This window comes from Arthrobacter crystallopoietes BAB-32, from assembly GCF_000328305.2.
In the GTDB taxonomy this organism is placed as follows: domain Bacteria; phylum Actinomycetota; class Actinomycetes; order Actinomycetales; family Micrococcaceae; genus Crystallibacter; species Crystallibacter crystallopoietes_A.
In genome coordinates this window covers 1-18,128 of sequence record NZ_ANPE02000060.1, presented here as the reverse complement: position 1 = coordinate 18,128, position 18,128 = coordinate 1, and the positions used below count along the sequence as shown (strand labels likewise).

The window sequence follows — 18,128 nt, the reverse complement described above, 5'->3', positions numbered from 1 at the left end:
CCGTCGCGCCGCTGCCGCCCCGCCGCGTGCCAGCCGCCGGGCTTGCATCATTCGTCCTCTTCACCCGTGCCTGCCGAGGCAAACCCGCATCTGGAATAAAGATGAAGCTTCAAGTATTATGAATTGCATGAAACTTCAAGCGAATTCCCAGGACCTGCTGCCGGCTGACCTCACTATGGGCGCGGTCATGCTGAAGGTCGGCGATATGAAGACGATGACCTCGTACTACCAGCAGGCACTTGGGCTGGAGCCGCTGAGCGAAGGCCTCGGCGGCGTGTATCTGGGTCGCGGTGCCACTCCGCTGGTGCACCTTGCACCGGCCGGCGGCCTCCAGCTGCCGTCCCGCGGCGAAGCTGGCCTGTTCCACACTGCGTTCCTGTTCGAAGACCGGGCGGCGCTTGCTGCGACGCTGGCCACCGCAGCGCAGTATGACGCGCGCCGGTTCGCGGGCAGCGCGGACCATCTGGTCAGCGAAGCGTTCTACTTCACCGACCCCGAGGGCAACGGCATCGAACTGTACTACGACAAGCCCCGCGAGGGCTGGCAGTGGGCCACCGCCGCGGACGGTACCCGGGAAGTGCAGATGGACAACGTGGCGCTGCCGCCGCAGCTGTATTTGCAGAACCACCTGACGGAAGCGTCGCTGGCGGGCCAGCGGGAGGCCGGCGCGCAGATCGGCCACGTCCACCTCCAGGTCGGCGACACCCAAGTGGCCGAAGAGTTCTATGTCAAGACCCTCGGTTTCGAGCGCACCGCGGGCTGGCACGGACAGGCGCTGTTCGTCTCCGCCGGCGGCTACCACCACCACATGGCCATGAATGTCTGGAACAGTCGTGGTGCCGGTCCGCGCAAGGACACCCTCGGCCTCGGCGAAGTGCTGATCCACGTGCCGAACGAAGACGAAGTCGGCGCCCTCGCCGAACGGCTGTCCAGCGCCCGGATCGGCCACCACCACACCGGCGCTGAGCTTCGCTTCGAAGACCCGTGGCGGAACCAGCTGCGCGTGGCTGTCGGTTAGGCTGAGAGCGCACCAGCAAGCCGACCGTGGAGGGATGCTCAATGTCGGGAACCACTGAAGTCTTCGTCGCCACCCATGACGTGGCCGTACGCCGGGCCGCGGCACTCGAGGCCAGCTTCGAGTCCCGCGCGGACACGGATGCTTCCGATGTCGCCGTCGAGGACGCGCCGAACGCACGCATCAACGGGATTACCGACCTGGAGATCGAGATCCTCGGCGGCCTCGCTGCCAAGGCGGTCGGCTCAGCGGGGCCGTCGGATCTGGACATGGCCGATGTCTCGAGCGATTTCCTCATGGTGGCCCCGGACGCCATGGTCCAGGCCCTCTCGGAGCTGCTCACGCACGTTGACGACGGCGGTGCTTCGCTGATCCCGGAGGTCGCCTCCGCTTGGGCTGCGGAAGAGGGCATGCCGTTCGCCGGCGACGTGGCCGAGGAATATGTCCGCCGCATCGCCGAACTGGCGTCACAGGTCGACGAAGGGGAGCGGCTGCAGCTCTATGTCTGGAGCAGCACCGCGGAAGCGTAATCCCCGCACGGCCAATCCGCGCCGGTGCGACTCGCGCGGATTGGCCTCATCTGGCACAATGGACGGGTACTCGATCTGCGCGGCCCCTCTCTCCGCGCAAGTATCTTGTCCTTTGAACCCCAACCATGGCCCGCCCCACGGGAGCAGACATACGGGTTCGCCCATTTTCAGAACCAGGAGTGACCACAACAGTGGCCGTAAAGATTCGCCTCAAGCGCTTCGGTAAGAAGTTCTCTGCCCACTACCGCGTCGTTGTCATGGATGCCCGCGCCAAGCGCGACGGCCGTGCCATCGAAGAGATCGGGCAGTACCACCCGACCGAAGAGCCCTCGTTCATCGAGATCAACTCCGAGCGCGCCCAGTACTGGCTCAGCGTTGGCGCCCAGCCGACCGAGCAGGCTGCAGCGCTGCTCAAGATCACCGGTGACTGGCAGAAGTTCAAGGGCATTGAGGGCCAGGAAGGCACCCTCAAGACCAAGGCTGCCAAGGAAGCCTTTGTGGCTCCCGAAAAGGAATCCGTGATCATCCCCGAGGCCATCACCCCGAAGGCCAAGAAGGAAGATGCTGACGAGGCTGCTGCCGAAGCTCCCGCCGAGGAAGCTGACGAGACCGCAAAGGCTGAGTAATGCTGGCCGAAGCGCTCGAACACCTGGTCCGCGGAATCGTTGACAGTCCGGAGGACGTCAAGGTCGCGATGAAGAGCAACCGCCGCTCGGATATTATCGAGGTGCGGGTGAACCAGGATGATTTGGGCCGCGTGATCGGCAGGCAGGGCCGTACCGCCCGCGCCCTGCGGACCGTCATCGCTGCTTTGGCAGACGGTGAACCGGTGCGCGTGGACGTGGTGGATACGGACCGCCGCCGCTGACAGCACGCCAGCAAACCTAGTCGAGGCATCCGGCCCCGGCACCAGATCATGGTGGCGGGGCCGGATGCTTTTCTTTCGCCCCGACCGTCCCATGAACCATCCCCCGACAGGAGTACCCATTGCACGTCCAGGTTGCCCGGATCGGCAAGCCTCACGGCATCCGCGGAGAAGTCACCGTCCAGGTGCTTACCGATGCGCCCGAAGAGCGCTTCGTGGCTGGAAGCCAGTTCGTCGTTGAACCCGAGCGCCTCGGCCCCTTGACCTTGCGGACGGCGCGTTGGAACAAGGAGATCCTGCTGCTTGGCTTCGAAGAGGTCGCGGACCGCAACGGCGCCGAGGAACTCCGCGGCGCAAAGCTGTTCGTGGACAGCGAGGAGCACGAGGACGAGGACGCCTGGTACGAACATGAGCTCGTCGGCCTGAAAGCGTTCATCGGCGATGAAGAAGTCGGCCGCGTCGTCGCCCTGAACACCATGCCCGCCCAAGACCAGTTGGTCATCGAGGCCGCCAACGGCGAAGAGGTCCTGGTGCCCTTTGTCGAACAGATCGTTCCCGAGGTGGATACCGAGGCCGGGTTCGTGCGGCTCACTCCGCCGCCGGGCCTCTTCGAACTGAACAGCCCGGGGAACCTGAGCACCCCCGACGACGGCGAGGGGGAGCGCTAGGTGCGCATCGACGTCGTTAGTATTTTTCCCGAGTACCTGGACGCTCTGGGCCTGTCCCTGATCGGCAAGGCCCGGCAGGACGGCCTGCTTGAACTGAACGTGCGCAATCTGCGGGACTTCACTACGGACCGGCACCGGACCGTGGACGATACGCCGTACGGGGGCGGAGCCGGCATGGTGATGAAGCCTGAGCCCTGGGCTCTGGCCCTGGAGTCAGTGCTCGCCGGAGCGGGACACTCCCCAGCGACTGCGGAGGCAACGGAAACTGCGGCGGAAGTGCCGGAACACGACGGCGCTGGCCGGCCGGTGCTGATCGTGCCATCCCCGGCGGGTGAAGTGTTCACGCAGTCCATGGCGCATGAGCTGGCCGGGGAGGAACACCTGGTGTTCGCCTGCGGCCGGTACGAGGGCATCGACGAACGTGTCATGGAGTGGGCGGCCGGATCATTCCGCGTCCGGCCTGTCAGCTTGGGCGACTATGTGCTCAACGGCGGGGAAGTGGCGGTGCTGGCCATGGTTGAAGCCATCGGACGGTTGATTCCCGGCGTCGTTGGAAACCCGGAATCCCTCGTGGAGGAGTCCCACTCGGACGGCCTGCTCGAGTACCCGGTCTACACCAAGCCCTCGGTCTGGCGCGGACGGCAGGTGCCGGATGTGCTGCTCAGCGGCAATCATGCCCGGATCGCCCGCTTCCGCCGGGACGAGCAGCTGCGCCGGACAGCCGAGCGCCGGCCGGACCTGATCGAGGCTCTGGCTAACCAGTTGGACAGTGCGGATCGGGCGGCATTGGCCGATCCCGCAACGGCCGAACACACTGCGGCCGGTCCTGCACCGGCCGAGCCCGGCGAGGCCTCCGAAGCGCGGTCCTGATTAGTCCTGATTAGCGCCATACGCCTGCCTTGTGGCACAATTATTGATCGTGCTTACTGGGCCTGCGCCTGCCACAGGGGGCGTGCAGCCAACAGCCAAGCACACCGGCGGCCGAGTCCCGGACCCGCCGGTCGAATAGCTTTCGGTACTGGAATGCCCCGGCGTTGCCGGTCTTCCGGCGCCGTGACCAAAGTGAATGACCTGTGGCGTTCACCAGGAGTGACAACTATGCACATCCTCGATTCCGTTGACGCAGCCTCGCTGCGCAGCGACATCCCCGAGTTCCGCGCCGGTGACACCGTCAAGGTCCACGTGAACATCATCGAAGGCAAGACCGCTCGTATCCAGGTGTTCCAGGGCTTCGTGATGGGCCGCCAGGGCGACGGCGTGCGCGAGACTTTCACCGTCCGCAAGGTTTCCTTCGGTGTCGGTGTCGAGCGTACGTTCCCGGTCCACTCTCCGATCATTGACCGGATCGAAGTTGTGACCAAGGGCGATGTCCGCCGCGCCAAGCTGTACTACATGCGCGACCGCCATGGCAAGGCCGCCAAGATCAAGGAAAAGCGCGACTTCGGCGCTGCCAAGTAGCAGTTCCGCGATCCAAACGGTGCAAGACCATTCAGCTCCCCGGCCAAGATCCGGGGAGCGTGCAGAACGCCGGTCCGGTTTTCCGGGCTGGCGTTTTGTCTTCGCGGCACTGGCCGCTGCCCTCGTACTGGCCGCGGTCGTCCGCGCTACGGTGGTGGATGTCTACTTCATTCCCTCGGACTCGATGGAACCAGTACTGGCCGAGGGCGACCGCGTCCTCGTGTCGCGAACAGACTACGCGTTCGGCCCGATCCGGCGGGGCGACCTGGTCGTCTTCGACGGCCGGGGGTCCTTCGCCCCGTTCCACAGCGGAAACCCAGCGTACGTTGATGCGCTCCTGCAACTGGGGCAGTGGCTCGGCGTGGCAGGCAACGGCACGACGTACATCAAACGGGTCATCGGCGTGCCCGGTGACACCGTGGAATGCTGTTCGGCCGAGGGCCTCCTTGAAGTCAACGGTGAGCCCGTGCACGAGCCCTATGTGTACCCGGGCGACGCGCCGAGCGATGTGGAGTTCTCGGTGCAGGTGCCGCAGGATAGGTTGTGGTTGATGGGGGACCACCGTTCCGTCTCTGCTGATTCCAGGGGACTGCTGGGTGCTCCGGGCGGCGGCATGATCCCGGCGGACCGGGTGATCGGCCGGGCTACGCAGATTATTTGGCCAGCGGACCGCTCAGGCCAGCTGGAGAGAATTGCCCTGGACACAGGGACGGATGAAGGAAAGTGAACATGGAGAAGGCGGCAGACAAGCGCAGGAACCCGGCCCTGGCGTGGCTGAAGGAAATCGCGATTATCGTCGCCGTTGCTTTGTTGCTGTCGTTCCTGATCAAGACCTTCCTGTTCCGGGCTTTCTACATTCCTTCCACCTCCATGGAGGACACCCTCGAGGTCAACGACCGCATCTTCGTCAACCTGCTTGTTCCCGAGCCCATCGGACTGCAGCGCGGCGACGTGGTCGTCTTCCGCGACGACTTGGGCTGGTTGCCGCCCAACGGCCAGGCCGACGACGGCGGCAACTGGTTCCAGCAGGCCCTCACCTTCGTCGGGTTGTTGCCGGACAGTTCACAGCAGCACCTGGTTAAGCGGGTCATCGGCATCGGCGGCGACAGGGTGGTTTGCTGCGATGCTGACGGCAGGATCACTGTGAACGGCCACGCCTTGTCGGAACCCTACCTGCACCCGGAATCGGTCAACGAAAGCCAGCCCTTCGACGTCGTCGTTCCCGAAGGTAAAATCTGGGTCATGGGGGACAACCGGAACCATTCGGCGGACTCCAGAGAACACCGGGAGGAAGCTTCGGGGGGCTTTATCGACCTTGAGGCGGTGGAAGGCAAGGCCGCCGTCATTGCCTGGCCGTTGGATCGGATGGCGGTCTTGGGCAACTATCCGGAGGTGTTCGACGCGGTCCCGCCGGCGGGCAGCGGTGGTCCCGCACCGGAGAGCGCACCTGCGGGACGGACGGAGCAGGAGAGCGGACAATGACGCCGAAGAATCCGCACTTGCGGTTCGAACGCTCATTTACGGCGCAGGGACTTCGGATGATCGCCGGTGCGGATGAAGTCGGACGGGGCGCGCTGGCCGGACCGGTCACGGTCGGCATGGTGGTCGTCGACGCCGCCGCCGTCAAGGCCCTCAAGGGCGTGCGGGACAGCAAGCTGCTCAGCCCCAAGGACCGCGAACTGCTGGTTCCGCGGATCCAGGCGTGGGCCGCCGCCTACGGTGTTGGCCATGCATCGCCCGAGGAGATCGACGCTATCGGCCTGACCGCCGCTCTCCGGCTCGCCGGCACCCGTGCCTGGCAAGCGGTGCTTGAGACAGCGCGTCCGGATGCGGTCATCCTGGATGGCAACTTCAATTGGCTTTCGCCCGTAGAGCAGCCATCGCTGTTCGAAGAGGATGGCGGGACCGGGTGCGACGCCCCAGTGCACACCAGGATCAAAGCAGACCTGAACTGCCTCAGCGTGGCGGCCGCCAGCGTCCTGGCGAAAGTGGAGCGCGACACGCTCATGGCAGGACTCGCCCTGGAACATCCGGCCTACGGATGGGACATCAACAAGGGGTACGCCACGGCGGCACACAGGACTGCGCTCACCGAATACGGCCCCTCTGCCGTCCACCGGCGCAGCTGGCGCTTGATGCCGGACGAAGGCCTCCCCGCGGATGAGGGCTCACCAGCGGATGGAGCACTGCCGGAGGATGCGGGCGTCCCGGCGGGTGGAGCTCTGCCGGAGGATGCGGGCGTCCCGGAAGGCAAGGGACTGGCGGAACATGGGGTTTTCCCGGCAGGCCCGGCAGAGGGCGAACCGGTGCTGGTGGCTGGCCAGCCGTAGCCCCGCTGCCGCAGTGCCCGGGGGCGTCCCTTGCTGATCTGGGAGAAGATGGATTCATGAGCGCTGAAGACCTTGAGAACTATGAGACGGATATGGAGTTGCAGCTCTACCGTGAATACCGCGATGTGGCCGGCTTGTTCAGCTACGTCGTGGAGACGGAGCGGCGTTTCTACCTGGCCAACCACGTGGATCTTCAAGCGCGGTCAGCCGATGGCGAGATCTACTTCGATCTGACCCTGCAGGATGCCTGGGTGTGGGACATCTACCGGACGGCCCGCTTCGTCAAGAAAGTACGGGTCCTGACGTTCAAGGACGTCAATATCGAAGAACTGAGCAAGTCGGAAGACCTGACCCTGCCGAAGGATGCCGGCCTGGGCAACTGAGGCGAGTCGTCCTCCACAGCACCGCCTGATCCGGAGGCTTTGCACATAACCGGAGCCGCTTCCGCTTGCTGCGACTCTGCCGCGGCACGCTGGAGCGCATGAGAGCTAAAGACAAACTCGGCAGGTCAGGCGAGCTGCTGGCGGCGGCTTACTTGGAGCGGTCTGGCCAGCGGATCGTGGACCGAAACTGGCGCGGACCGTCCGGCGAAATCGATATCGTCGCCCTTGAAGGGGCGACGGTCGTGGTCTCCGAAGTCAAGACGCGCAGTTCCGTCGACTACGGTCATCCGCTTGAAGCCATTACTCCAGCCAAGGTCCAAAGGCTGCAGGTCCTGGCCCGGCAGTGGCTGCGCGCCCATGGGATGTCCTCCGCCGGGTTCCGCATTGACGCGGTCGCGGTGCTGGATGATGGCCGGCATCCGCCGGTTATCGAACACGTGAAGGCAATCAGCTGATGGGGCTGGGCAGAACCTTCTCTGTGGCCCTGGTCGGGCTGGCCGGCCACGTCGTCGAAGTCGAAGCAGACATCGGACAGACATTACCGGCCTTTGTGCTGCTGGGCTTGCCGGATGCTTCCCTCAACGAGGCAAAGGACCGAATCCGCTCCGCCGCTCGGAACGCAGGCATCCCGCTGAGCCGCCGAAAACTGACCATCAACCTGATCCCGGCTTCGCTGCCGAAGAAGGGCTCAGGATTCGATTTGGCGATCCTGATGGCTGCGCTCCAAGCAGCGGGTGATGTCCGCTCCAGCGGCGGCACCGTTTTCCTCGCTGAGCTGGGGCTCGATGGCCGGCTGCGTGCGGTTCGCGGCGTTCTGCCGGCTGTCATGGCCGCCGTCGACGCAGGCCATCCGGATGTTGTTGTCGCAGCCGGGAACCGGGCCGAAGCCGAACTTGTGCCGGGCGCCCGTGTCACCAGTTTCTCTTCGGTCGCCGAACTGCTGCTGGCGTTCGGCGCAAATCCGGCGCTGGTGATCCTGCCGCCGGTGGACCCGCCCGACGGCGCCACCGGCCCGCAGGCAGCCGCGGCAGGTCACATTCCCGATATGGCAGACATCGCGGGTCAGCATGAGGCGCGGACTGCCTTGGAAGTTGCTGCCGCCGGGGGACACCACATCATGCTGGTGGGGCCGCCGGGAGCGGGAAAGACCATGCTGGCCGAACGGTTGCCGGGAATCCTGCCGGACCTGCCGGACCACCATGCCATGGAGGTGACGGCGGTTCATTCACTGAGCACGACCACGGCTCAGTTGACGGAGCTGCTGCGGCGCCCGCCGTTCGAGAACCCGCACCATACCGCGACAGCGGTCTCCATCATTGGGGGCGGCTCCGGCATGCCACGGCCTGGGGCCGCCTCGCGTGCCCACCGGGGAGTGCTGTTCCTTGACGAGGCACCGGAATATGACCGGGCGGTCCTGGACGCCCTGCGCCAGCCGTTGGAGAGCGGCCAGCTGGTGTTGCACCGGGCGGCCGGTGCCGCAACCTACCCGGCACGTTTCCAGCTTGTCCTCGCCGCCAACCCCTGTCCCTGCGGCAGGTCGGATGAGAAAGGCCTGGACTGCACCTGCACGGCGACCCAACGCCGGCGCTATTTCGGCAAGCTTTCCGGACCGCTGATCGACAGGATTGACCTGCAGTTGGCGCTCAGACGCCTGACTCGGGCCGACATGACCACAGCAGTGCAGCAGGAAGGCAGCGAACAGATTGCCGCGCGAGTGCGTGAGGCACGTCAGGCGCAGCTGGAGAGGCTCCTGCCTTGGGGCCACGAGTTCAACGCAGAAGTGCCGGCCGAACTCTTCAAGGGCCCCCTGCGGGTGTCCCGCCAGGCGTCAGCGGACCTGGACCGGGCCATGGACAACAACGTCCTGACAGCCCGCGGCTACACGCGCGTGCTCAGGGTGGCTTGGACCCTCGCGGACCTCGCAGGCGCCGCGGCGCCGGACCGGGATTGCGTTGGCATGGCGCTTGCCTACCGCCAGAACGAAAGGATGGCTGCCTAATGGACGCAGTATCGGAAGAACGCCGCGCCAGAGCAGCGCTGGCACGCCTGATGGAACCATCGGACTGGGTGGGGCTGGGGTTGGTGGCCTCCGTCGGCCCCATCGACGCCCTAAGAATCGCCACCGGCGCACTTGCTCCCGGAAATGGGCTGGAAGCGGAACTGCTCCGCGTCTTGGACCGCCGGTCCGGCCAGCCGGAGCAATCGATGCTCCAGGACGGCCTGCAGCGGTGGGCTCCGCGGGTCAAGGACTTGGCTCCGGAACGGGATTTGGCCACCATGGAGCGGCTCGGCGGTCAGCTGCTGGTGCCCGGGGACGAGCTGTGGCCGCCGGCCTTGGCCGACCTGGAACTGGGGGAGCCGCTGTGCTTGTGGGTCCGTGGTGATCCGGCCCTGGCAGTTCCACCGGCCAACCGAACCGTCGCCTTGGTCGGTTCACGGGACAGCACCAATTATGGCAACTCGGTGACCGGAGACATCGCCGCAGGGCTGACCCAGCGCGGCTATTGCGTAGTCTCGGGCGGAGCGTACGGCATCGACGCCCAGGCGCACCGCTCGGCGCTGGCGGCAGCCGAAGATCCGTCGCTTCCGGCCACCATGGCCGTCATGGCGTGCGGGCTGGACAGATATTATCCGGCGGGGAATGAGGAACTGCTCCGATCCATTGCGGCACGCGGACTCCTGCTGGCCGAGGTGCCGCCTGGTTCGGCACCGACCCGTTGGAGGTTCCTGCAACGCAACCGGCTGATTGCGGCCTTGTCCGGAACGACGGTCGTCGTAGAAGCCCGCTGGCGCTCGGGCGCCCTGAACACGGCCCATCATGCCGCCGGCCTCGGACGACCTGTGGGCGCCGTGCCTGGATCAGTCTACTCAGCCAACTCTGCGGGGACCCATCGGCTGCTGCGCGACGGCAGCGCAGTCTGCGTGACCGATGCCGCCGAGGTCGCAGAGCTGGCCGGCCCGTTCGACGCGCTGGCCTCCTCGACACCGCAGGAGGTCCTGGCCGACCATGACGGCCTGGGCGTCGAGGACTTGTTGCTGTTGGACGCCCTTCCGGTCCGCAAGGGCGTGAGTGTAGACAAGTTGGTGCCTGTAGCCGGGCTTCCGGCCCGTACGGTCCTGGCCGGCCTCGGCCGGCTCCAAGCACGCGGCTTGGCGGCGCAGGACGGCTCCGGCTGGCGCCGGGCGCAAAGCTCCTGAACTTTGCAGAGGGCCGGTCCAGCAGAGGTGGAGAGGAACACCGGGCCTGACCAACACGGGCGCCTTGAACCACCCGTCCGTGTGCCTGCTTGAGCTTCGGCGAAGGATCCACGACAGTGGGAAGGTGACCGACCGCCAGCACCGCGCCGAACCTGCTGAAGCCGACGACCTTCCTCCTGCTTTCGCCTCTGCCCTGGCCGCTTTCGCCCGCTACCTGCGCGCCGAGCGGGCACGGTCGGAGCATACTGTCCGGGCATACCTGGGCGATGTGGCACACTTGCTGGAATTTGCAGCAAAGGGCTCGGCCCGGCAGTTAACCGACGTCGGTCTTGCGGTCCTCCGCTCCTGGCTCGGGGACATGAATGCAGCGGGCCTGGCGCGGGCCACCCTGGCACGCCGTGCGGCAGCTGCACGAACGTTCCTGGCCTGGGCGCTTCGGGAAGAGCTCATCACGGAGGACCCTTCCCAACGACTGAGGGCGCCGAAGAAGCAGTCTGCGCTGCCCGAGGTCCTGCAGCAGCGCCAACTTGACCAGCTGTTCGGAGGTCTGGCCGAGCGGGCCGCGGAGGGGAGTCCAGTGGCACTGCGCGACCGGGCCATGGTGGAGCTGCTCTACGCTACCGGTGTTCGGGTCAGCGAACTTGCCGGGCTCGACATGGACGACGTGGACCATGATCGTCGTATAGTCCGCGTACTGGGCAAGGGCAACAAGGAACGCGCCGTCCCGTTCGGGATCCCTGCAGCTACTGCCGTGGACGACTGGCTGCGCCGCGGACGTGGCCGGTTGGCCACTACGCTGAGCGGAACGGCTCTGTTCCTGGGCAGGCGGGGAGGCCGGATCGACCCGCGGCAGATCAGGTCGGTGGCGGCCGAACTCTTCTCGGTGCTTCCGGATACAGCGGCCCGCGGGCCCCACGCCCTGCGGCACAGCGCAGCCACCCACCTCCTCGATGGGGGAGCCGATCTTCGGGCAGTCCAGGAAATCCTCGGCCACACGTCGCTGGCTACTACGCAGCTCTACACCCATGTGTCGGTGGAACGGCTGAACTCCAGCTACCGGCAGGCCCATCCGCGGGCTTGACGCTGGAACGTGACTGGACGGATCGTGCGAGTTACACTGGCGCAATTTCGGGACATGCGGCAGAATGAGTCCCGGAATCAAACGATTTGACGAAATACTGTTCCGGTAGTGTCCGGAACGAATACGGTACCGCATCGGATTCCTGTCCGCGGGGCTGAAGGTCGTTGGGGAAGACGTACCTACAGCAAATGGAGGATGGGATGTCTGTTGTGATGACGCGTGGAGTACTGTTCGTGCACTCGGCGCCGACCGCGTTGTGCCCGCATATCGAGTGGGCAGTGGGGTCGGTCGTTGATAAGCGCACGGACCTGGAGTGGACACTTCAGCCTGCTGCGCCCGGAATGTACCGCGCCGAGCTGTCCTGGGTGGGACCGCAGGGTACGGGCGCAATGCTTGCATCCGCCTTGCGGGGCTGGGCGCACCTGCGCTACGAAGTGACTGAAGAGGCCAGCGCCGGGGTGGACGGCGGCCGCTGGTCCCACACACCTGAACTTGGCATTTTCCACGCCGTCACGGACGTCCATGGCAACATCATGGTTTCCGAAGACCGCATCCGGTACGCCTATGAATCGGGGGCAGGGGATCCCGCCGCGGTCTACCACGAACTCTCCCTTGCCTTGGGCGAAGCCTGGGACGAAGAACTCGAACCCTTCCGGCATGCTGCCGAAGGCGCCCCCGTCCGCTGGCTCCACCAGGTGGGCTAGGCAGAAGTCACCATTTAGACCGCATCCTCCTCAGGCGTCGAAAAGGGCGGCCAAGCGTCATGGCTTGGCCGCCCTTACTTTCCCTCTGCAGTCGCGGAAGGAAAGGTTCTCAGACGTTGCGGAATACCACGACGGCGTTGTGGCCGCCGAAACCGAAGGAGTTGTTGAGGGCGACGATATCGCCGCCGGGCAGGTCCCGTGCGGAGGTCACCACATCCAGCGGGATGTCCGGGTCCTGGTTCTCCAGGTTGATCGTCACCGGCATTTTACGTTCGTAGACCGCCAGGACGGTCAGCACCGATTCGACAGCACCGGAGGCTCCCAGCAGGTGGCCGGTCTGCGATTTGGTGGCCGAAACGGCGACGTTGTCCACATGGCTTCCGAGCGCGGCCTTCAGGGCAGTGTACTCCGGCTTGTCGCCGACCGGCGTGGAGGTGGCATGGGCGTTAACATGGACCACGTCGGTGGCCTGGGCACGAGCATCGAAGAGTGCGGCTTTCAGCGCCCGGGTGGCGCCGAGACCTTCCGGATCGGGAGCAGTGATGTGGTAGGCATCGGCGGTCACGCCGGACCCCGCAAGCTCGGCATAGATGCGCGCGCCGCGAGCCAGCGCATGCTCCTCGGCCTCCAGCACGAGGGCGCCGGCGCCCTCGCCCATCACGAATCCGTCCCGGGCGGTGTCGTACGGCCGCGAGGCGTGCTCCGGATCGTCATTGCGCTTGGAGAGCGCCTGCATGGCGTTGAAGGCAGCGAGCGGCATCGGATGGATGGCAGCTTCGGCGCCGCCGGTCATGACCACGTCGGCCTTGCCGGCGCGAATCAGTTCGATGCCCATGGACATCGCCTCGGTGCCGGAGGCGCAGGCCGAAACCGGCGTGTGCGCGCCGGCGCGGGCACCGAGATCCATGCTCACTGCAGCGGCAGGGCCGTTGGGCATAAGCATGGGGACCGTCATGGGCAGCACCCGGCGCGGGCCGCGGTCGCGCAGCGTGTCCCAGGCATCGAGCAATGTCCAGACGCCGCCGATGCCGGTGGCGAAGGCGACGGCGAGGCGATCGTGGTCGATGTCCTCGATGCCGGAGTCTTTCCACGCCTCGCGTGCTGCAACTACGGCAAACTGAGTGGACGGGTCCATCCGCTTGGCCTCGACCCGGGTGAGGACCTCGTCCGGCCTGTTGCTGGCCCGGCAGGCAAAGGTCACTGGTAGCTCGTACCGGGCAACCCACTCATCATCGAGCGTGCGGGCTCCCGAGACACCCTTGAGCGCGTTCTGCCAGGTCGTGGGGACGTCGCCGCCGATGGGGGTGGTTGCACCGAGGCCGGTGATGACTACTTTGCGTGCCATGTACTCAATCTCTCGAGGTGGTGGGGTGGAAAAAACAATGGGCGGCGGCCGGAGTCAGCTGTGGCTGGTGTCCGGCCGCCGGCTTCCCAGTGGGAAATCAGGCCTGGGCTTTGGCGATGAAGTCGACCGCGTCGCCGACGGTCTTGAGGTTCTTGACCTCTTCGTCCGGAATGCGGACGCCGAACTTTTCCTCGGCGTTGACCACGATGGTCATCATCGAGATGGAGTCGATGTCCAGGTCGTCGGTGAAGGACTTGTCCAGTTCAACCGCCTCGGGAGCCAGGCCGGTCTCCTCGTTAACGATCTCGGCCAGACCTGCCAGGATTTCTTCGTTGCTAGCCATAGATGGCTCCTTTTCTTGTAACCGGCGCGCTGTCCGGGGTGGGTTGTCAAACCGCAGATTACGGTTTGGCTCGGCAAATATTTCTCTGAGTGTGCCGCGACGCTGCGATACTACGGCAGAACCACGACCTGTGCACCGAAGACCAGACCTGCGCCGAAACCGATTTGCAGGGAAAGCCCTCCACTGAGTTCGGGGTTTTCCTGGAGCAGCCGGTGCGTAGCCAGCGGAATCGATGCGGCTGAGGTGTTTCCGGCATCAGCGATGTCCCGGGCAACGACGACGTTCTCCGGGAGCTTCAGCTGTTTGACCATTTCGTCAATGATGCGCATGTTCGCCTGGTGGGGCACGAAGGCCGCGAGGTCTTCGGGTTCGACGCCGGCAGCATCCAATGCGCGTCGGGCCACCTTGGCCATTTCCCAGACCGCCCAGCGGAAGACGGACTGTCCGTCCTGGCGAAGCGTCGGCCAGAGCTTGTGGTCCTGGTCCCCGACTTCGGCTGCGGCCGCACTCAGCGAACCTGCTGCTTCTGCCGCCAGCGACAGCTGCCGGATATTGGTCAACGGGTGGGTCATGCTGATGACGTCCCACTTGCTTCCGTCGGAACCCCACACCGAGGGTCCAATGCCGGGAGTGTCCGAGGGACCGATGACAACGGCGCCGGCGCCGTCACCGAGGAGGAAAGAAATCGTGCGCTCGGTGTTGTCAATGAAATCCGAGAGCTTTTCGGCGCCCACAACCAGCACGTATTCGACCGTCCCGGAGCGGACCAAGGCATCCCCTTGGGCGACTCCGTAGCAGTAGCCGGCGCAGGCTGCTGAGATATCAAAGGCCGGTGCAGGCGTAGCACCGATCCGGTCAGCCAAAGCTGCAGCTGCCGACGGCGTGGCATGGGGATGCGTAACAGTCGAGACAATAACGGCGCCGAGCTGCGACGCTTCAATACCGGCCTTGGCCATGGCATCCCTGGCAGCGCCCTCGGCCATGTCCAGCAGGGACGTGTCGGCGCCCGCCCGGTGCCGCGTGACAATTCCCGTACGCTGTCGGATCCACTCGTCCGAGGATTCAATCCATTGGCAGACGTCCTCATTGGTGACTGTGACGTCCGGCCGGTACGCGCCGTAGCCGAGGATGCGTGAATGTTCGCGCAGCTGTGACTGGCGCATGACGGGAGTGCTCACTGGTTGGTATCTCCAGACTTCTCTTCAACAGTGGTAAGGCTCTGCGGCGTTTGCCGGGTGTGCTCGGCAATGAAATCGCGGGCAGCTTCCAAATCGTCGGGCGTCTTGAGCGCGAGTGTGGCCACGCCCTTCATGCCGCGTTTCGCCAAGCCTGTCAGCGTGCCCGCCGGAGTCAGTTCGAGGAGGCCGGTAATGCCCACGGACAGCATTTCCTCCATGCAGAGGTCCCACCGCACCGGACGGGACACCTGGGCGATCAGGCTGTCAAGGTTCTGTTCGCCTCCCGCGACCGGCTCGCCGTCGTAATTGGAAAGCAGCGTCAGGGCAGGGGATGACGGCGACAGCTGCGGCCGCAGCGCTTCCAGTACGCTGACGGCGGGTTCCATGTGCACGGTGTGGAAGGCTCCGGCGACTTTCAGGGGCACTACCCGGGCCTTGGCCGGCGGATTGGCTGCGAAGGCCTGCAGTTGTTCCAGCGTTCCCGCGGCGACTACCTGGCCGCCGCCGTTGGAGTTGGCAGGGGTCAGGCCGGCGGCCTCGATCGCGGCCAGGACGTCGGCGGGATCCCCGCCGAGCACGGCGCTCATTCCCGTGGGGGCCTGGGCGGCGGACCGGGCCATGGCGTTGGCGCGTTCTCGGACGAAGGCCATGGCGTCGTTTTCGCTGAGGGCGCCGGCAATCGCCGAAGCAGTGATTTCCCCGACCGAGTGGCCGGCGACAACGGTGGACAGGTCCAGCGGGTCATTGGCCGTGAGGGCCTTGGCGGCGATGAGGCCGGCCGCGACGATCAGCGGCTGGGCAACGGCTGTGTCCTTGATCGTTTCCTCGCCGGAAACCGTTCCGTGCTCGACGAGGTCGAGCTGGGCAATATCGCTCAGCAGGCCCAGATGGTCGGCGACGCCGGGAACCTCGAGCCATGGGGACAGAAAACCTGGCGTTTGGGACCCCTGGCCGGGGCAGACGATAGCAAGCACGTTATCCAGCTTTCCAAAGAGGGTGCAGTTCCTAGGGTGTTTCGGCAGACCAAGCTCACCGGACCGCTTTGTAGGAAGTCTACAAGGAGCCTATATTACTGCCGAGTAGGAACAGGGTCCTGGCCGGCGCGCGCGCCGAGCAGCCGGCCGACGACGAGCGCCGTCTGCAGGACGAAGGCTTCGCGCGGCAGCAGGGGGTCCCAGCCGGTGACGTCGCAAACCCGGCGGAGCCGGTAGCGGACGGTATTGGCATGGACGAACAGTTCCCGGGCGGTGGCCTCCAGTGAATGGCCGAGGGACAGGTAGCTTGAGAGGGTTTCCACGAGGCCGTTGCCGGCGTTCAGCAACGGGACGTAGATGAACTTGTACAGGTCCCTGCGCGCAGCCTCGTCGCCCGACATCACACGTTCCGGCCAGAGGTCGTTGGCTGCCACCGGGCGGGGAGCCCCCGGCCAAGCCCGTGCTGCAGTCAGGCCGGCGAAGGCCGCTTGGGCGGAGAGGCTGGCGTCGACCAGCGAATTCGACTCGGGCCCGTACACCACGGGGCCGGGACCGAAGAGTTCGCTGAGCCGCAGGAACGCCGAACCTTGGTCCGAGATGCCGCCCAGGACCAGGATGAGCCGGTCGCCCTGGATGCCGACAAGGGTGTCGTCCGCGAAGCGTGAGCTGGCGCGGCGCACTTCGGCCACGAATGTCGGGCTGGGTTCGCCCGGCGAGCTGCCGACCATGACGGTGATCCGGCCGGAGGACTTCCAGCCGACGGCGGCGACCCGCGACCGCAAAGCATCTGAACTTTCGCCGCGCAGTATGGCGTCGACGACCAAGGCTTCCAGCCGGGTGTCCCAGGCACCGCGGGTTTCTGCCGCGCGTGCGTAGACATCTGCAGCGGCGAAGGCGACCTCGCGCGAATAACGAAGGACGGCCTCGCGCAAGGCGGCTTCATCATTGCCGCCGGCGAGGTCCGGCACTTGGTCCTCGACAGCTTCAACGACGACGCGGATCAACTGCAGTGCCCGCTGGAGGCTGATGGAGCGGGTCAGCTCCGTTGGGGCGGTGCCGAACACATCGTTCATGACCCAGGCAGGGGACGTCGGCCGTTCATACCAGGTGACGAAGGAGGCGATGCCCTTCTGCGCCACGAGGCCTAGGGCGGCCCGCTCATCCGGCCTCAGGCTGCGATACCAGGGCAGGTCGTTTTCCAGCCGCTTCAAGGTCGTCGTGGACAAAGCACCGATGCGGGAGCGCAGCCGATCCAAGGTGGCAGCGTTGGCTGGCGCCACCTTTCCCGAGGCTCCTTTCGCGCTGCGGGTAGCTGCTGGCGGAGCGCCGGAGGCCGCTGCAGCGGGTTCGGTCCGAGGGTGGGGCATGCATCGAGCATACGCAGTTGCCGGTGTCGGCTCCATTCCGGCCGTTTGTGTGTTTCCTACTAAAGCCGGGCGGTGTCCGTCCCGTGGGGAAGGAAAACGCTGCGGCGGATACCCGTTGGGTACCCGCCGCAGCGTCGAGGGCCGGTCGCGCCGGCGATTGGCTAGGACTCGCCGCCGGCGTTGCCGGTGGTTCCGGCGTTGACGTCGGTGAGCTTGTAGCGTTCGAACGCTTCCTTGGGCGCGTTCTGGTCCACTTCGCCGCGGCGGGCGAGCATCTGCAGCGCCCGGACCACGATCGAGTGGCTGTCGATCTTGAAGTACCGGCGGGCGGCAGCGCGGGTGTCCGAGAAGCCGAAGCCATCGGCGCCCAGCGTGGCGAATTCGTTGGGCAGGAACTGCCGGATCTGGTCCGGAACCGACTTCATGTAGTCGCTGACAGCCACGATCGGTCCTGTCGCGCCCTCGAGCTGCTGGGTGACGAAAGGCTTGCGCGCCTCCTGGCCCGGGTGGAGGAAGGCCTCCTCCTCAGCCGCCAGGCCCTCCCTGCGCAGTTCGTTCCAGCTGGTGACGGACCAGACGTCGGCGGAGACGTTCCAGTCCTCGGCCAGGATCTGCTGGGCCTCGAGAGCCCAAGGAACGGCAACGCCGGAGGCCAGCAGTTGGGTGCGGGGACCGTCGATCTTGGCCGG

The 18,128-nt window shown here is 65.8% G+C and carries 22 protein-coding genes; 16 read left to right on the top strand and 6 right to left on the bottom strand.

Features of this window, described 5'->3' with window-relative positions; translation table 11 throughout:
• Positions 1–127 precede the first annotated feature (127 nt).
• The 16 genes from D477_RS02260 to D477_RS02185 all read left to right on the top strand — a co-directional run bounded on the left by D477_RS02260 (position 128) and on the right by D477_RS02185 (position 12,232).
• A complete protein-coding gene (locus D477_RS02260) occupies positions 128–1,018 on the top strand; it encodes a VOC family protein (protein WP_005266861.1) in 891 nt (296 codons plus the stop codon).
• 41 nt (positions 1,019–1,059) lie between these two features.
• Positions 1,060–1,545: a hypothetical protein gene (locus tag D477_RS02255; RefSeq protein ID WP_005266859.1), complete on the top strand. Its 486-nt coding sequence runs from the start codon at positions 1,060–1,062 to the stop codon at positions 1,543–1,545.
• Between the two features lie 191 nt (positions 1,546–1,736).
• Complete coding sequence (gene rpsP, locus D477_RS02250; protein ID WP_005266857.1) at positions 1,737–2,171, top strand: 30S ribosomal protein S16; 435 nt, start codon at positions 1,737–1,739, stop codon at positions 2,169–2,171.
• A complete protein-coding gene (locus tag D477_RS02245; protein WP_005266855.1) occupies positions 2,171–2,413 on the top strand; it encodes an RNA-binding protein in 243 nt (80 codons plus the stop codon). The genes rpsP and D477_RS02245 overlap by 1 nt, the downstream gene beginning before the upstream one ends.
• Before the next feature lie 119 nt (positions 2,414–2,532).
• A complete protein-coding gene (gene rimM, locus D477_RS02240; RefSeq protein WP_005266853.1) occupies positions 2,533–3,078 on the top strand; it encodes a ribosome maturation factor RimM in 546 nt (181 codons plus the stop codon).
• Positions 3,079–3,948, top strand: a complete 870-nt coding sequence (gene trmD, locus D477_RS02235) for a tRNA (guanosine(37)-N1)-methyltransferase TrmD (RefSeq protein WP_005266852.1) — start codon at positions 3,079–3,081, stop codon at positions 3,946–3,948.
• Between the two features lie 228 nt (positions 3,949–4,176).
• Positions 4,177–4,536 (top strand): 50S ribosomal protein L19, encoded by a 360-nt coding sequence (gene rplS, locus D477_RS02230; RefSeq protein ID WP_005266850.1) that lies wholly within the window; start codon positions 4,177–4,179, stop codon positions 4,534–4,536.
• A gap of 19 nt (positions 4,537–4,555) precedes the next feature.
• Positions 4,556–5,263 carry a signal peptidase I gene (gene lepB / locus D477_RS02225; protein ID WP_005266848.1) on the top strand — a complete coding sequence of 236 codons (708 nt, stop codon included), beginning with the start codon at positions 4,556–4,558 and terminating at the stop codon, positions 5,261–5,263.
• A 2-nt stretch (positions 5,264–5,265) separates the two neighbouring features.
• Positions 5,266–6,018, top strand: a complete 753-nt coding sequence (gene lepB / locus D477_RS02220; RefSeq protein ID WP_005266846.1) for a signal peptidase I — start codon at positions 5,266–5,268, stop codon at positions 6,016–6,018.
• Positions 6,015–6,866: a ribonuclease HII gene (locus D477_RS02215; RefSeq protein WP_005266844.1), complete on the top strand. Its 852-nt coding sequence runs from the start codon at positions 6,015–6,017 to the stop codon at positions 6,864–6,866. The genes lepB (D477_RS02220) and D477_RS02215 overlap by 4 nt, the downstream gene beginning before the upstream one ends.
• A 56-nt stretch (positions 6,867–6,922) precedes the next feature.
• Positions 6,923–7,249 carry a DUF2469 domain-containing protein gene (locus tag D477_RS02210; protein ID WP_005266842.1) on the top strand — a complete coding sequence of 109 codons (327 nt, stop codon included), beginning with the start codon at positions 6,923–6,925 and terminating at the stop codon, positions 7,247–7,249.
• A gap of 98 nt (positions 7,250–7,347) precedes the next feature.
• Complete coding sequence (locus D477_RS02205; RefSeq protein WP_005266840.1) at positions 7,348–7,704, top strand: YraN family protein; 357 nt, start codon at positions 7,348–7,350, stop codon at positions 7,702–7,704.
• Positions 7,704–9,248 (top strand): YifB family Mg chelatase-like AAA ATPase, encoded by a 1,545-nt coding sequence (locus D477_RS02200; protein ID WP_005266838.1) that lies wholly within the window; start codon positions 7,704–7,706, stop codon positions 9,246–9,248. Before D477_RS02205 ends, D477_RS02200 begins: the two co-directional genes overlap by 1 nt.
• Positions 9,248–10,447: a DNA-processing protein DprA gene (gene dprA / locus D477_RS02195; RefSeq protein ID WP_005266836.1), complete on the top strand. Its 1,200-nt coding sequence runs from the start codon at positions 9,248–9,250 to the stop codon at positions 10,445–10,447. The genes D477_RS02200 and dprA overlap by 1 nt, the downstream gene beginning before the upstream one ends.
• Positions 10,448–10,571: 124 nt before the next feature.
• Complete coding sequence (locus tag D477_RS02190; protein WP_005266833.1) at positions 10,572–11,528, top strand: tyrosine-type recombinase/integrase; 957 nt, start codon at positions 10,572–10,574, stop codon at positions 11,526–11,528.
• Positions 11,529–11,728: 200 nt separating this feature from the next.
• Positions 11,729–12,232 (top strand): DUF3145 domain-containing protein, encoded by a 504-nt coding sequence (locus tag D477_RS02185; RefSeq protein ID WP_005266832.1) that lies wholly within the window; start codon positions 11,729–11,731, stop codon positions 12,230–12,232.
• 109 nt (positions 12,233–12,341) lie between these two features.
• Here the strand turns inward: D477_RS02185 and fabF are convergent, their stop codons facing one another.
• The 6 genes from fabF to D477_RS02155 form a co-directional block, all read right to left on the bottom strand.
• On the bottom strand, positions 12,342–13,577 hold the full coding sequence (gene fabF, locus D477_RS02180; protein ID WP_005266829.1) for a beta-ketoacyl-ACP synthase II: 1,236 nt from the start codon (positions 13,575–13,577) through the stop codon (positions 12,342–12,344).
• A gap of 97 nt (positions 13,578–13,674) precedes the next feature.
• Positions 13,675–13,920: an acyl carrier protein gene (locus tag D477_RS02175; protein WP_005266827.1), complete on the bottom strand. Its 246-nt coding sequence runs from the start codon at positions 13,918–13,920 to the stop codon at positions 13,675–13,677.
• Between the two features lie 110 nt (positions 13,921–14,030).
• The gene (locus D477_RS02170) at positions 14,031–15,083 is read right to left on the bottom strand and encodes a beta-ketoacyl-ACP synthase III (RefSeq protein WP_424579993.1); all 1,053 of its coding nucleotides are present in this window, start codon (positions 15,081–15,083) and stop codon (positions 14,031–14,033) included.
• Between the two features lie 11 nt (positions 15,084–15,094).
• Entirely contained in the window at positions 15,095–16,072 is a 978-nt protein-coding gene (locus D477_RS02165) for an ACP S-malonyltransferase (RefSeq protein ID WP_005266824.1), read from the bottom strand.
• A gap of 95 nt (positions 16,073–16,167) precedes the next feature.
• Positions 16,168–17,439 (bottom strand): PucR family transcriptional regulator, encoded by a 1,272-nt coding sequence (locus D477_RS02160; RefSeq protein WP_081608435.1) that lies wholly within the window; start codon positions 17,437–17,439, stop codon positions 16,168–16,170.
• A 161-nt stretch (positions 17,440–17,600) separates the two neighbouring features.
• On the bottom strand, positions 17,601–18,128 hold a 528-nt coding region (locus tag D477_RS02155; RefSeq protein ID WP_005266820.1), incomplete at its 5' end, for a transketolase-like TK C-terminal-containing protein.

Bases quoted from the DNA above. Each gene is read 5' to 3' on its own strand.
- D477_RS02255 (WP_005266859.1), top strand. From the start codon at position 1,060: ATGTCGGGAACCACTGAAGTCTTCGTCGCCACCCATGACGTGGCCGTA.
- D477_RS02175 (WP_005266827.1), bottom strand. From the start codon at position 13,920: ATGGCTAGCAACGAAGAAATCCTGGCAGGTCTGGCCGAGATCGTTAAC.
- fabF (WP_005266829.1), bottom strand. From the start codon at position 13,577: ATGGCACGCAAAGTAGTCATCACCGGCCTCGGTGCAACCACCCCCATC.
- D477_RS02160 (WP_081608435.1), bottom strand. From the start codon at position 17,439: ATGCCCCACCCTCGGACCGAACCCGCTGCAGCGGCCTCCGGCGCTCCG.
- D477_RS02245 (WP_005266855.1), top strand. From the start codon at position 2,171: ATGCTGGCCGAAGCGCTCGAACACCTGGTCCGCGGAATCGTTGACAGT.
- D477_RS02210 (WP_005266842.1), top strand. From the start codon at position 6,923: ATGAGCGCTGAAGACCTTGAGAACTATGAGACGGATATGGAGTTGCAG.
- D477_RS02215 (WP_005266844.1), top strand. From the start codon at position 6,015: ATGACGCCGAAGAATCCGCACTTGCGGTTCGAACGCTCATTTACGGCG.
- D477_RS02205 (WP_005266840.1), top strand. From the start codon at position 7,348: ATGAGAGCTAAAGACAAACTCGGCAGGTCAGGCGAGCTGCTGGCGGCG.
- rplS (WP_005266850.1), top strand. From the start codon at position 4,177: ATGCACATCCTCGATTCCGTTGACGCAGCCTCGCTGCGCAGCGACATC.
- D477_RS02260 (WP_005266861.1), top strand. From the start codon at position 128: ATGAAACTTCAAGCGAATTCCCAGGACCTGCTGCCGGCTGACCTCACT.
- D477_RS02200 (WP_005266838.1), top strand. From the start codon at position 7,704: ATGGGGCTGGGCAGAACCTTCTCTGTGGCCCTGGTCGGGCTGGCCGGC.
- dprA (WP_005266836.1), top strand. From the start codon at position 9,248: ATGGACGCAGTATCGGAAGAACGCCGCGCCAGAGCAGCGCTGGCACGC.
- lepB (WP_005266846.1), top strand. From the start codon at position 5,266: ATGGAGAAGGCGGCAGACAAGCGCAGGAACCCGGCCCTGGCGTGGCTG.
- D477_RS02185 (WP_005266832.1), top strand. From the start codon at position 11,729: ATGTCTGTTGTGATGACGCGTGGAGTACTGTTCGTGCACTCGGCGCCG.
- D477_RS02170 (WP_424579993.1), bottom strand. From the start codon at position 15,083: ATGCGCCAGTCACAGCTGCGCGAACATTCACGCATCCTCGGCTACGGC.